12 protein-coding genes are annotated in these 13826 nt (G+C 69.7%); 10 read left to right on the top strand and 2 right to left on the bottom strand.

Features of this window, described 5'->3' with window-relative positions; translation table 11 throughout:
* Window positions 1-10 precede the first annotated feature (10 nt).
* The 9 genes from mreD to EES43_RS08900 all read left to right on the top strand — a co-directional run bounded on the left by mreD (window position 11) and on the right by EES43_RS08900 (window position 11301).
* The gene (gene mreD / locus EES43_RS08955) at window positions 11-673 is read left to right on the top strand and encodes a rod shape-determining protein MreD (protein ID WP_124268238.1); all 663 of its coding nucleotides are present in this window, start codon (window positions 11-13) and stop codon (window positions 671-673) included.
* A 58-nt stretch (window positions 674-731) separates the two neighbouring features.
* Window positions 732-2951, top strand: a complete 2220-nt coding sequence (gene mrdA, locus EES43_RS08950; protein ID WP_124268237.1) for a penicillin-binding protein 2 — start codon at window positions 732-734, stop codon at window positions 2949-2951.
* Window positions 2951-4144, top strand: a complete 1194-nt coding sequence (gene rodA, locus EES43_RS08945; protein ID WP_124268236.1) for a rod shape-determining protein RodA — start codon at window positions 2951-2953, stop codon at window positions 4142-4144. The genes mrdA and rodA overlap by 1 nt, the downstream gene beginning before the upstream one ends.
* Window positions 4145-4233: 89 nt before the next feature.
* Window positions 4234-5790 carry a CYTH and CHAD domain-containing protein gene (locus tag EES43_RS08940; protein ID WP_124268235.1) on the top strand — a complete coding sequence of 519 codons (1557 nt, stop codon included), beginning with the start codon at window positions 4234-4236 and terminating at the stop codon, window positions 5788-5790.
* Between the two features lie 52 nt (window positions 5791-5842).
* A complete protein-coding gene (locus EES43_RS08935; protein WP_124268234.1) occupies window positions 5843-7768 on the top strand; it encodes a TIGR03960 family B12-binding radical SAM protein in 1926 nt (641 codons plus the stop codon).
* Between the two features lie 566 nt (window positions 7769-8334).
* Window positions 8335-8859 (top strand): DUF6879 family protein, encoded by a 525-nt coding sequence (locus tag EES43_RS08925; protein ID WP_124268232.1) that lies wholly within the window; start codon window positions 8335-8337, stop codon window positions 8857-8859.
* 18 nt (window positions 8860-8877) lie between these two features.
* The gene (locus EES43_RS08920; protein ID WP_124268231.1) at window positions 8878-9726 is read left to right on the top strand and encodes a helix-turn-helix domain-containing protein; all 849 of its coding nucleotides are present in this window, start codon (window positions 8878-8880) and stop codon (window positions 9724-9726) included.
* 793 nt (window positions 9727-10519) lie between these two features.
* Complete coding sequence (locus EES43_RS08905) at window positions 10520-10744, top strand: DUF397 domain-containing protein (protein ID WP_073773495.1); 225 nt, start codon at window positions 10520-10522, stop codon at window positions 10742-10744.
* Window positions 10745-10824: 80 nt separating this feature from the next.
* Window positions 10825-11301: a hypothetical protein gene (locus EES43_RS08900; protein WP_124268229.1), complete on the top strand. Its 477-nt coding sequence runs from the start codon at window positions 10825-10827 to the stop codon at window positions 11299-11301.
* Between the two features lie 62 nt (window positions 11302-11363).
* On the opposite strand, the gene EES43_RS08895 is transcribed toward EES43_RS08900, so the two are convergent.
* Window positions 11364-12197, bottom strand: a complete 834-nt coding sequence (locus EES43_RS08895; RefSeq protein WP_124268228.1) for a recombinase family protein — start codon at window positions 12195-12197, stop codon at window positions 11364-11366.
* Between the two features lie 130 nt (window positions 12198-12327).
* Complete coding sequence (locus EES43_RS30565) at window positions 12328-12465, bottom strand: hypothetical protein (protein WP_164493142.1); 138 nt, start codon at window positions 12463-12465, stop codon at window positions 12328-12330.
* Window positions 12466-12956: 491 nt separating this feature from the next.
* Between EES43_RS30565 and EES43_RS08885 the strand changes: the two genes are divergently transcribed.
* Entirely contained in the window at window positions 12957-13739 is a 783-nt protein-coding gene (locus EES43_RS08885) for a TIGR03936 family radical SAM-associated protein (protein WP_124268226.1), read from the top strand.
* Window positions 13740-13826: the final 87 nt, after the last annotated feature.

Below are 13826 nucleotides of genomic sequence, written 5' to 3'. Positions count from 1 at the left end.
GCTGATCCCCATGCGCCTCAACCGGACTCTGCTCTCCATCGCCCTGGTGGTCGTCGCCCTCGTCGTCCAGGTCTCCGTCCTCGCCCGCCTCCAACTCCCCGGCGCGGTCCCCGACCTGCTGCTGCTGACCGTCGTCGCGCTCGCCCTCGTCTACGGGCACGTCAGCGGGGCGTTCATCGGCTTCGGCGCGGGCCTGCTCGCGGACCTCGCGCCTCCCGCCGACCACGCCGCCGGGCGCTACGCCCTGGTGCTCTGCCTCGTCGGCTACGTCGCCGGCCTGGCCCGGCCGGAGAACGGCCGGCTCAAGTCGGCCTTCGCCCCGATGGCGGTCGTCGTCGGCGCGGCGATCGGCTCGACCCTGCTGTACGCGGGTGTCGGCGCGCTCGTCGGCGACACCGCGGCCCGCCATGTGGGCCTGACCGGCCTGCTGTTCACCGCCGTCGTCTACGACCTGCTGCTGGCCCCCTTCACCGTGCCGCTCATCATGGCGCTGGCCAAGCGCACCGAGAACGACCCGCTCGCCGAGGCGTCCGGCGGCAACGACGTCGCCGCCGGCTGGCTCGCCTCGGGCACCGGCCTGCGGATCGGCGGCCAGCGCGGCGGACTGCGCGTCAAGGCCGCCCGCAACCGCGCCGCCCGCGCGGGAAGGATCAAGGGGGTCAAGCGACTGTGACGCCGTACGCCGCGGGGGACGCCCCCCGCACCACCTGCCGGAACGCCGGGGGCGCACCGTGAGCAACATTCCCGAGACCGGACGGACCCAGCGGGTCCGGATCCGGCTCGTCGTCATCCAGGTCCTCGTCTTCTCCCTGCTGCTCACGCTCGGCGGCCGGCTCTGGTACCTCCAGATCCGCAACGGCCAGGAGTACACCGACGAGGCCAAGAACAACCACGTCCAGCAGGTCGTCCAGCCCGCCGTGCGAGGCGCCATCCTCGACGCGCGCGGCGTCCCGCTCGCCGACAACGAGACCCGGCTCGTCGTCTCCGCCAGCCGCACCGAGCTGCTGAAGATGAAGGACGACGGCGTCGGGGTCCTCACCCGGCTCGCCGACGTCCTGGACATGAAGGCCAAGGACGTCCAGGACAAGATCCGGCTCTGCGACTCCAAGACGCCGCAGCCCTGTTGGAACGGCTCGCCCTACCAGCCGATCCCGGTCACCGACGAGGCCACCACCCAGCAGGCCCTCCAGATCCGCGAGCGGGCCGAGGACTTCCCCGGCATCACCGCCGAACCCACCGCCGTACGCCGCTACGCCGCACCCGGCAAGGCGAAGACCTCCCAGGTCCTCGGCTACCTCTCCCCGGTCACCGACGAGGAGATCACCAAGGCCCGGGACAGCGAATCGCCCTACCTGCGCTCCGACCAGGTCGGCCGCTCGGGACTGGAGCGCACCTACGACAAGGAGCTGCGCGGCAAGGCGGGCGTCACCCGCTACGAGGTCGACAACCTGGGCCGCGTCATCGGGCAGGCCGAGAACGACCGGGCCGAGCCCGGCGCCAGCGTGGTCACCTCCATCGACGCCCGCGTCCAGGCGGTGGCCGAGTACGAACTCGCGCAGGCCATGAAGACGGTCCGCCAGGAGACCGACAAGATCACCGGCCGGAAGTACGAGGCCGACTCCGGCGCGGTCGTCGTCCTGGAGTCGAAGACGGGCCGCGTCGTCTCGATGGCCTCGCAGCCCGACTACGACCCCAACGCCTGGGTCGGCGGCATCTCCGGCAAGGAGTACGCCAAGCTCACGAGCAAGAAGTCCAACTACCCGCTGCTCAACCGGGGCATCCAGGGCCAGGCGCCCGCCGGGTCGATCTTCAAGGTGGTGTCGGCGAGCGCCGCGGTGCGCGGTGGCCACCGCTTCAACGACCTCTACGAGTGCAGCAGCTCCTACAGCCTCGGCAACCAGACCTTCGCGAACTTCGAGTCCCAGGGGCACGGCCCCATCACCCTCGGCGACGCGCTCAAGTACTCCTGCAACACCGTCTTCTACCGGCTCGGCCACGACGAGTGGGTGCGGGACGGCGGCATAAAGCCGAAGAAGGACGCCAAGAACTGGTTCTACCGCACCGCCCGTGACTTCGGACTCGGCGCCGAGACCGGCATCGACCTGCCCAACGAGGTCAAGGGCCGCATTCCCGACCGCGAGTGGAAGCAGAACTTCTGGAAGGCCAACAAGGACGCCTGGTGCAAGGAGGGCAAGAGGGGCGGCACCTACGTCCAGCAGATCGCGTACGAGAGCTGCCTCGAAGGCAACCAGCTCAAGGCGTACGACAGCATCAACTACGCGATCGGACAGGGTGACGTGCTCGTCACCCCCATCCAGATGGCCACCGCCTACGCCGCCATCAGCAACGGCGGCACCATCCACGCGCCTTCGGTGGGCAAGGCCGTGATCAGCAACGACGGCAAGGACGTCCGGGTGATCAAGCCCGAGGTCACCGGCAAGCTGCCGGTCGACGCCCAGACCGTCAAGGACCTCGACAAGGGGCTGCGCTCGGTGGTCGAGCCCGGCGGCACCGCCGCATGGCGGTTCGGCGGCTGGCCGCAGGACAAGATCCCGATGCGCGCCAAGACCGGCACCGCCCAGGTGTACGGCAAGCAGACCACCGCGTGGTTCGCGACCTACACCGACGACTTCACCATCGTCATGACGATCTCCCAGGGCGGCACCGGCTCCGGCGCGGCCGGGCCCGCCGTCCGCAAGATCTACGACGCGCTCTACGGCCTCGACGCCGAGGGCAACCAGGACCTCAAGAGGGCCCTGCTGCCCGCGCCCCAGAAGACCCTGCCGAAGGTCCAGCCCGACGGCTCGATCAACGCCCCGAAGGTCAAGCCGTACGATCCTCGGCCGGCCAAGCCGGAAGGACCGCCCGTGGAGCCCGAAGCCCAACTGCCCGTGCAGCCCGCGGGCCAGCCCGGACTCACCGGCTCGCCGTCGTCGAGGAGGCAGCCCTGATGGCAAGTGGCTTCTCCGTCTCCCGGTACGTCCCCGAGCAGGGCTCCTGGGCCCGACTGACCGCCCGCGACTCCCTCGTACGGCGGCTGGACTGGCCCCTGCTCGGAGCGGCGTTCGCGCTCTCGGTCCTCGGCTCGCTGCTGGTGTGGTCCGCCACCCGCAACCGCGACCAGCTCACGCAGGGCGACCCGTACTTCTTCCTCTTCCGGCACGTCCTCAACACCGGCATCGGCCTGGCCCTGATGATCGGCACGATCTGGCTCGGCCACCGCACCCTGCGCGGCGCCGTACCCATCCTCTACGGCCTGTCGGTGCTGCTGGTCCTCGCCGTGCTCACCCCGCTCGGCGCGACGGTCAACGGCGCGCACGCGTGGATCAAGCTCGGCGGCGGCTTCTCGCTCCAGCCCTCCGAGTTCACCAAGATCACGATCATCCTCGGCATGGCGATGCTGCTCGCCGCCCGTGTCGACGCCGGCGACCAGCTCCACCCCGACCACCGCACCGTCGCGAAGTCGCTGGGCATCGCCGTCATCCCGATGGCCATCGTCATGCTGATGCCGGACCTCGGCTCGGTCATGGTCATGGCCGTCATCGTCCTCGGCGTCCTGCTGGCCTCCGGCGCCTCCAACCGCTGGGTCTTCGGCCTGCTCGGCGCGGGCGCCGCGGGCGCGGTCTCCATCTGGCAGCTCGGGCTGCTCGACGACTACCAGATCGCCCGCTTCGCCGCCTTCGCCAACCCGGCGCTCGACCCGGCGGGCGTCGGCTACAACACCAACCAGGCGCGCATCGCGATCGGCTCCGGCGGACTCACCGGCACCGGCCTCTTCGAAGGTACGCAGACGACCGGGCAGTTCGTGCCCGAGCAGCAGACCGACTTCGTCTTCACGGTCGCCGGCGAGGAACTGGGCTTCCTCGGCGCCGGGCTGATCATCTTCCTGCTCGGCGTCGTCCTGTGGCGGGCCTGCCGGATCGCCCGCGAGACGACCGAGCTGTACGGCACGGTCGTCGCCGCCGGCATCATCGCCTGGTTCGCCTTCCAGTCCTTCGAGAACATCGGGATGACGCTCGGCATCATGCCGGTCGCCGGACTGCCGCTGCCCTTCGTCTCCTACGGAGGGTCCTCGATGTTCGCCGTCTGGGTCGCGATCGGACTGCTCCAGTCGATCAGGGTGCAGCGGCCGATGTCGGCCTGAGTACTCCCGCGGCCGATCGGCCCGAACAGGGAGGGCCGCCCCCGGGCGGCCCTCTCCCCATCCCGGCCGATCGCGTCTAGATTCGGTACATGGCGGACACCAAGCGCGAGATCGAGCGGAAGTACGAAGCCACCGCGGCCACCCGGCTGCCCGACCTGACCCGGGTCCCCGGCGTCGACGCGGTGGTCCCCAGAGGCGTCACCGAGCTGGACGCCGTCTACTACGACACCGCCGGCCTCCGCCTCGCCGCCGACTCCCTCACGCTGCGCCGCCGCACCGGCGGCGCGGACGAGGGCTGGCACCTGAAGTTCCCGGTCGCCTCCGGCATCCGCGACGAGATCCACGAACCGCTCTCCGACACCGTGCCGCACGCCCTCGCCGCGCTGCTCCGCTCCCGGGTCCGCGACGCCCCGCTCGCGCCCGTCGTACGGCTCCTCTCCTCGCGCGACGTGTACCACCTGACGGCGGCCGACGGCGCCCTCCTCGCCGAGGCCAGCGTCGACACCGTGCTGGCCGAACGGCTCGCGGGCGACACGTCCGCAGCCACCGCCGCCTGGACCGAGATCGAGGTGGAACTCGCCGACGGCGGCGACCCGGCCTTCCTCGACGCGGTGGAGCGCCGGCTGGACGAGGCGGGCGTGCGCCCCGCGCGATCCGCCTCGAAGCTCGCGCGGGCCCTGGCCGAGACCGCCCCGGAGGGCGGCCGGAAGGGGAGCGGGAGGAAGGACAGCACGGGGAAACGCGGGAAGGAGGAGGCGGCGGCGACCGCGGGCGACCACGTCATGGCCTACGTACGCGACCAGATCCACACCGTCGTCGCCCTCGACCCCGCCGTCCGCCGCGACCTGCCGGACTCCGTCCACGCGATGCGCGTGGCCACCCGACGGCTGCGCAGCGCCTTCAAGACGTACCGGAGGATCCTCGACCGCTCGGTCACCGACCCCGTCGGCGAGGAGCTGAAGTGGCTGGCGGCCGAGCTCGGCGTCGACCGCGACCAGGAGGTGCTGGACCAGCGGCTCGGCTCCCGTACCGACGCCCTGCCCGCCACCCTGGTCCTCGGCCCGGTGCGCGGCCGGCTCCAGGCATGGTCGGCCGCCCGGCGCACCGGATCGCGCGCGAGGACCGTCGCCCTCCTGGACCAGGACCGCTACCTCGCCCTGCTCGACGCGCTGGACGCGCTGAGCGTCGACCCGCCCCTGCGCCCCGCGGCCCGACGCGCGCCGGGGCGGGCGCTGCCGCGTGCGGTCCTCAAGGACTACGACCGCCTCGCCCGCCGCGTCGAGCACGCTCTGGCCCGGCCGCAGGGGCCGGAGCGGGACGCGGCGATGCACGAGGCCCGCAAGGCCGCCAAACGCGCCCGGTACGCGGCCGACGCGGCCCGGCCCGCGCTCGGCCCGCCGGCGAAGCGGTTCGCCAAGCGGATGAAGGCCGTGCAGAGCCTGCTCGGCGACCACCAGGACAGCGTCGTGGCCCGCGAGGCCCTGCGCACCCTCGCCGTCCAGTCGCACGCGGCCGGCGAGTCCGCGTTCACCTGGGGGCTGCTGTACGGGCGGGAGGAGGCGGCGGCCGAGGCCCGCGAGCGGGAACTGCCGCAGGTGTGGGACCGGGCCCGCGCGCCCGAACTGCGGGCGGATCTGAAGGGGTGAGCCCCGGGGTACGCTGGATGGTCACCCCTGCCGGCTCACGAAGGTTCGCGAGATGTCTGCCGCATCGGTCTTCCCACAGCTCGAAGCTCTGCTCCCGCATGTGCAGAAGCCCATCCAGTACGTCGGCGGTGAGCTGAACTCCACCGTCAAGGAGTGGGACAGCTGCGACGTCCGCTGGACCCTGATGTACCCCGACGCGTACGAGGTCGGGCTCCCCAACCAGGGCGTCATGATCCTCTACGAGGTGCTGAACGAGCGGGAGGGCGTCCTCGCCGAGCGCACCTACAGCGTCTGGCCGGACCTGGAGGAGCTGATGCGCGAGCACGGCGTCCCGCAGTTCACCGTGGACAGCCACCGCCCGGTCGGCGCCTTCGACGTCTTCGGGCTCAGCTTCTCCACCGAGCTGGGCTACACGAACATGCTCACCGCCCTGGACCTCGCGGGCATCCCGCTGCGGGCCGAGGACCGCACCGTGGAGCACCCCATCGTCCTCGCGGGCGGCCACGCGGCCTTCAACCCCGAGCCGATCGCCGACTTCATCGACTGCGCGGTCATCGGCGACGGCGAGCAGGCCGTCCTGGAGATCACCGACATCATCCGGGCCTGGAAGGCCGAGGGCCGGCCCGGCGGCCGTGACGAGGTGCTGTTCCGGCTGTCGAAGACCGGCGGCGTCTACGTCCCGCGCTTCTACGACGTCGAGTACCTGCCCGACGGCCGCATCGGCCGCGTCGTGCCCAACCGGTCCGGCGTGCCGTGGCGGGTCTCCAAGCACACCGTCATGGACCTGGACGAGTGGCCCTACCCCAAGCAGCCGCTCGTCCCGCTCGCCGAGACCGTGCACGAACGGATGTCGGTGGAGATCTTCCGCGGCTGCACCCGCGGCTGCCGCTTCTGCCAGGCCGGCATGATCACGCGCCCCGTGCGGGAGCGAAGCATCACCGGCATCGGCGAGATGGTCGACAAGGGGCTCAAGGCGACCGGCTTCGAAGAGGTCGGCCTGCTCTCCCTCTCCTCCGCGGACCACAGCGAGATCGGTGACATCGCCAAGGGCCTCGCCGACCGCTACACCGAGGACAAGATCGGCCTCTCGCTGCCCTCCACCCGGGTCGACGCCTTCAACGTCGACCTGGCCAACGAACTGACCCGCAACGGCCGCCGGTCCGGTCTCACCTTCGCCCCCGAGGGCGGCTCCGAGCGCATGCGCAAGGTCATCAACAAGATGGTCTCGGAAGAGGACCTGATCCGCACGGTCGCCACCGCGTACGGCAACGGCTGGCGCCAGGTGAAGCTGTACTTCATGTGCGGCCTGCCCACCGAGACCGACGAGGACGTCCTCCAGATCGGCGACATGGCGGTCAACGTCATCGCCAAGGGCCGCGAGGTCTCCGGCCAGAACGACATCCGCTGCACCGTCTCCATCGGCGGCTTCGTGCCCAAGCCGCACACCCCGTTCCAGTGGGCGCCCCAGCTCAGCGCCGAGGACACCGACTCCCGGCTGAAGAAGCTCCGCGACAAGATCCGCGGCGACAAGAAGTACGGCCGCTCCATCGGCTTCCGCTACCACGACGGCAAGCCCGGCATCGTCGAGGGCCTGCTCTCCCGGGGCGACCGCCGCGTCGGCTCGGTCATCCGCGCCGTCTACGAGGCGGGCGGCCGGTTCGACGGCTGGCGCGAGCACTTCAGCTACGACCTCTGGATGGACTGCGCCGAGAAGACGCTGCCCGAGTACGGCGTGGACGTCGACTGGTACACCACCCGCGAGCGCACCTACGAGGAGGTCCTGCCCTGGGACCACCTGGACTCCGGCCTCGACAAGGACTGGCTCTGGGAGGACTGGCAGGACGCCCTCGACGAGACCGAGGTCGAGGACTGCCGCTGGACGCCCTGCTTCGACTGCGGAGTCTGCCCGCAGCTCGACCTGGACATCCAGATCGGCCCGACCGGCAAGAAGCTGCTCCCGCTTGAGGTCAAAAAGTAGCCGTGACCAGCGGCGATGCCGTTCAGAGGATGGCTGAGACGCTCGCCGGCATGAGCGAGGCGGAGCGTACCGAGATCCTTCGAGGGCTCGGGACGAAGGAGCGTGAGCAGGCTTCCCGCCCTGTGCGGCGTACGCCGCTCCCTACTCCTCGGCAAGATCCGGGCTCGTCTCGGCGGTCGAGTGGGTGTAGCTGAAGAGAGGCGTCCGGGCCGTAAGGGTCCGGGCGCCTTCTGCGTGGCGCCGATGGACAGCATCGGGTCGGATCGGGGTGAACATGCCCTCTTGACCCGCAGGTTCCTACAGAGTGAAGGTCGTGCAACCAGGCGCAACGCGCTCGACAGGGAGGGACACCATGGCCTTACGGTTCGTCGGTAAAGATCCCGAGTCCGGAGATCACGGATCACCCGCTGTGTGGGTGGATCAGGAGTCGAAGGATCTTGTGATCCAGGGGTGGACGGCAGACGAGCGGATTACGGGCGAGAGCTCGCGGGATGTGCCGATCCCCGGGCACGAGTCGGTGATCAGGGTTCCGAAGCGGATGATCCCGCTTCTCAGGGAGGCGCTCCGTGTCGCAGAGTCTGACTGACTTCTCTGACCTCATCAGGTCAGTGCAGGAGTCAGCCGTGCATCTTGAGATGCGCGATACGTACGGCGTTGAGAACGAGATCGAAGGCTTCGCCGCGTGGAAGCAAGGGCACCGGCTTGACCCGGAGGACCGGGGATCGTGGTGGCGTCCCTGGCTTGACCTCGTTCAGGAGGTCACGGCCAAGGGCGTTGTCATCCGACGTGCCCGCATCGTTTCGGAGCCCGTCAGCGACTACATCGCCTTCGAGCACTCGGGCACCTTTACGAACGTGGCGGCCGGAGAGCAGATCCGTTGGCTGCCCCGTCGCAGCGCCTCGGGCCTTGCCTTGCCGGGCAACGACTTCTGGTTGTTCGACGGCCGCCTAGTCCAGTTCAACGTCTTCGATGGGGTCGGTCGGTGGGTCCACACTGACCAGACGGAAGACCCTGCCGCAGTTGAGCTGTGCGCGTCGGCGTTCGAAGCGGTGTGGGAGCGAGCCATCCCGCACGAGAAGTACGCCGTCTGATTCCTTACCGGTCAGCTCATGCCTTCCTCTCCACTCTCCAGCGCCCAGGCGGCACGAGTCGCTGTGGCTGCCCGCTTGCAGGGCCTCATGCGAGACGCTGGCCTGACAGGGCATGAGCTGGCCGCTCTGTGCGGCTGGCACAAGTCGAAGTCATCCCGGATCGCGCGGGGCAAGACGCCACCCTCGGACGCTGACATCCGTGCCTGGTGCGCTGCCTGCGGGGCGGACGATCACGCGGCTGATCTGATCGCTGCGTCCCGCAACGCAGAGTTGATGTACGTCGAGTGGCGGCAGATCCACCGTGACGGGATGCGGCGAGTCCATGAGCAGACCGTCCCGCTGTACCAGCGGACCCGCTCCTTTCGCGTGTACGCCTCGAACGTCATGCCGGGGATGCTCCAGACCTCCGGCTACGCAACAGGACTTCTACGGTCCATCACAGCCTTCCAAGGAACCCCGGACGACGTGGCCGACGCCGTGCAGGCTCGGGCCCAACGGTCCCGCGTGATCCGGGAGGGGGACCATCGGTTCGCCCTGGTGCTCGAAGAGACGGTTCTCTACTACCGGGTGAGCGACGATGCCGCGATGGCGGCCCAGCTTGAACACGTGCTCTCGGTGATGGGGCAGCCGAACGTATCCCTCGGCATCATCCCCGCACGGGCCCGCCGTACCGTCTGGCCGCTCGAAGCCTTCTACGCCTTCGACGATCAACAGGTAGCGGTGGAGACTCTCACCGCAGAGATCAACCTGATCACGCCCGGCGAGATCCGTACGTACCTCCGTGCCTTCTCCGAGCTGTCCCGATCCGCTGTGCGCGGAGCCGAAGCCCGCGCCCTGATCACGAAGGCTCTCGCTGCCCTCGGGTGAATCCGTGCAACCGCATGCAACCGCGTAGACCCTCCACTACCCCGCTCCCTACGGTCTGTTCATCGACCTCGGAAGCGACAGGGAGGGCGCGACGGCGACGAAGACAGAACCCACGCGGTGGCAGGAAGCAGCGGTAGAGCTGCCGATTCGGGAGGAGCGCCCCGCGCCCCGTCCGGTACCTGGCTGCCCCGAGTGCGCGCGGCTCGGCCAGCTCCGGAAGGCAGCCGGGTTGGAGGGCGACGGCACCACGGTCGCCGACTGCAACATCCTGCTTCGGATGCACGGGACCGGCCACTGATGGACATGCAGACGTGGAGAGATGCCAGGACTCAGGCAACGGACGCGACGGAATCCATACGTGCGGCACTCGCCGCGCTCGGCGTTCCCGAGTCCGCGTGGAGCAGCGTCCGGCCCGTGGTGACGCACACCGGGCAGGCGTACGTCCATCTCGGGATGATCCGCGCTGATGCGGTCGAGCAGATCGCAGAGGCACTGCGGGTGCCCTCGGCTCCCTGAGCCGATCACAGAATCCTGTCACCGCTGCCCTCCCGGCGGGAGGCAGGTAGTCCCCGATCGACAAGCCGTTGAGCAGAGACAGGACGTGTCTCGTCTGGGTTGACGTGCCCAGGTTCCGGCCCGGTCCGCCCCTTGACTGGGGTGCCGCCCTGGGCAGTGAGGGCAACCGCTTCGGACCCAGGGAAACCGAAGCACCCATCCAAGACTTCCGCTCCATCGAGGGCGGGGCGCGGCCGGCACTCGCTCGGCCGTGAAGCAGATCAGGAAGGGCACAACGATGACCGACCTGTACGGGCTCCCGATCGAGGGAGCCGAGTTCTCGAAGGCATGCGGCGGCAGTACTCACCCGGACGGCGAGGCATGCGTAACCCTCGCGAAGATCGGGCCGGACGCGTGGGCCATGGGTGACAGCAAGCGCCCGGACGCTCAGCCGCTGCGCTTCACCACGGCCGAGCTGAGCGCGGCGGGCATCGACCCCGCGCGCTTCGACCTGTCCGCCTGATCCACGGCACCACCTGAACTGACGGCCCTGCCCTCACGCCGACGGGCGGGGCCGTCGTCATCCCTCGGAACGGAGCAGCGGTGCACCACCACGGTTACGCATGGGTGGGGGAGAAGAAGACGTTCGACAAGGAGAGCATCCGCAGACCGCCCGGTCAGGCCCCGACGGCGGGCAGCGATGGGGACGTATTGGACCGGTACCGGGAAGCGGTGACGGTGTTCCCGACTTCCGATGTACCCCCGATCCAGACAGCGCACTGGCTCATGAAGCCGCCCACGGTAATCCTCGGAACGTGGGCGGAGCCCAAGGAAGCCGGGGAGTGGCTGGGTCTCCAGCTTGCGGAGTACGCACCTCGCTTCGCTTCTGATGAGGATCGGGAAGTGACCAGGCTGGTTCTCCTGGTGAAGGCCGCAGTGGAGCGGCTGACGTGGGGAGGAGACGTATCCCTCGGCCACTACCTGAAGGGCACTGTCTTCCACTCCGTCGCCCTGGTGACGTGCTCGCCGAACCGTGCTGCTCCCGACCTGCCCTGTCCTGCCCGGCAGGCCCGTGTGTGACGGTGCATGACAGAGGCCCCCGACTGATGCCGGGGGCCTGCGTGAACGTCTGCGCGCCTGTCTCAGGCGCTCTCTCCGAGGTGGCGGTACAACGTGGCCCGGCCGATTCCCAGGGCCTTGGCGATGGCTGTGACGCTGTCTCCCTTGGCGTGCCGGGCACGGGCTACGGCAAGCGTGTCGTCATCCACGACGGACGGACGCCCACCGACGTTGCCCTTGCGGGCCGCAGCGTCCAGCCCTTCCAACGTCTTCTCCCGGATGCCTTCCCGTTCCACCTCTGCACTGACGGCGAGCACGGCGAACACGATGGCACCTGCCCCGTTCGGGTCGTAGACACCTTGAAGGGGACCGGACAGGAGTTCCAGTTGGATGCCGTCCGCCTGAAGGGTGGAAGACAGCGTCATCAGCTCTGACGCACTGCGGGCAAGCCGCTTCATCTCGACCACGGTCAGGATGAAGGGCTGATTCGGTGCGGCTGCCTTGATCTCCCGTGCCAGCGTGAGCGCCCTCTCAAGCTCCGGCCGCTCCTTCACGCGGGTACTGATCTTCTCCGAGAACACGCGGGTGCAGTCCGCACGGGCAAGCATGTCCAACTGGGACTGGAGTTCCTGCCCGACCGTGGAGCAACGGGCGTAGCCCAGCCGGATCGCTGCGCCGGGTATTGCGTCGGGTACCTGTGTGACGGGAGCGCCTGCCGTCCACGCCTTGCCGGGGTTGCGGTCGGCCGGGGTCTTCACGGCCAGTTCCGCTTTGAGCTCGGGAACCAGGGCGAAGCGGCCCGTGTGGTAGTTCGCTGCCACCTTGCCCGTGGTCGTACGGCAGGGGCTACCGGCGGGGGCATCGCACTTCGGGCAGGCGTGACGTTCGACCTGTGCGGCTGGGGTGTTCGTGGCCATGGCGAGACCGTCTCACAAACGTGTCCCGAAAGCCTCTTAGGGAAATGTTTCGGGACGGGTTACGAGACATCCGAGCGTGGGTGAAACGGACACGCCCCGAGCCTGGCACGACCGTCCCGAAAACGAAGGTTTACAAGACGCTCTGGGCGTAGCCCTTGCCAGCCGGCCCCTGCTCCAGCCCCATGAGGCTGAGGATCTCGTCCACCTGCTCCTCGCTGAGCATGGGCGCTCGCGCCAACCGGTACTCCAGCCACTCGTTCGCAGTCATGACAGGGACAACGCCGACAGAGCCATGGTCGTCACGCCCGTGACCAACGGCGACGGCGAAAGGGGTGGGGGTATGACCGCAGCTCGACCTGGACATCCAGATCGGCCCGACCGGCAAGAAGCTGCTGCCGCTGAGCGTGGTGAACAAGTAGCACCGGCCGCCCCGTCCGTGTGACGGCTCGGCGGCGGAGGCCCGGCCCGGCGACCCCGGACCGGGCCTCCGTTCCGTGCGCGGCGGCCTCCGGAACCCGGTCCTGGAAACCTTCGCGGGTGCCTGCGCGTACTCTGGGTAGTACAACGACTGTCCCCAGCGCGGCGCAGGCGTCCGAGAGCTCCCCGTCCGACGACAGAACAGCCGGACGGGGGTGAGCCGGAGCGGCACCCCGGGGACCACCCGTATTTCGTGGGCGGCGCGCCACCGCGCCCGCCCCGCACCGAGGAGAAGAACCACTGGGCAAGCGACAGCCCGAAGGCCCGCCGCCCGCACCGGCGGTGCAGCGCATTCGCTTGCGCTACACCAAGCGCGGCCGCCTCCGGTTCACCAGTCACCGAGACTTCCAGCGGGCCTTCGAGCGGGCACTGCGCCGCTCCGAGGTGCCGATGGCGTACTCGGCGGGTTTCACCCCCCACCCCAAGGTCAGCTACGCCAATGCCGCACCCACCGGCACGGGCAGCGAGGCCGAGTTCCTGGAGATCGCCCTCACCGAGGCGCGCGACCCCGACGTCCTGCGCCGGCTGCTCGACGAGTCGCTGCCGGACGGCCTCGACATCACCGACGCGGTGGAGGCCCGCACCTCGGGTCTCGCCGAACGGCTGACCGCCTCCGTCTGGGAGATGCGCCTGGACGGCGTCGACCCCGAGGACGCCCGCAAGGCCGTCGCCCTCTTCAACGCCGCCGGGACCGTCGAGGTCCAGCGCAAGGCGAAGAACGGCATCCGGACCTTCGACGCCCGCGCCGCCGTCGCCGACCTGCGGGCCCTCGATCAAGCGGCTGATAGGCCGGGAGACGGGCCCTGTGCGATACTGCGCCTGGTTGTTCGGCACGTGACACCTGCCGTGCGACCCGACGACGTCCTGTCCGGTCTCCGAGCTGTGGCCGACCTGGCGCCGCCGGTCCCCGCAGCGGTGACCAGGCTGGCGCAGGGGCTCTTCGACGAGGAGTCCGGCACGGTGACCGACCCGCTCGCGCCCGACCGCGAGGCCGCCCCGACCGCGCGAACCGCGGTCGCCGGGGCAGCCGTCGCGACGGCGCCGGAAGGTGCAGGTTCCGCGTAAGGCGGTCGTTGTAGCGCAGCCCTCCGACTCGGGAGCCACCTGGGTCGGGCCGCGCACTGACCCACCAGACTTTCGCCAGGCCGTACG

The sequence above is a fragment of the Streptomyces sp. ADI96-02 genome, from assembly GCF_003846185.1.
In the GTDB taxonomy this organism is placed as follows: domain Bacteria; phylum Actinomycetota; class Actinomycetes; order Streptomycetales; family Streptomycetaceae; genus Streptomyces.
This window is presented reverse-complemented; position numbering and strand designations above follow the sequence as displayed.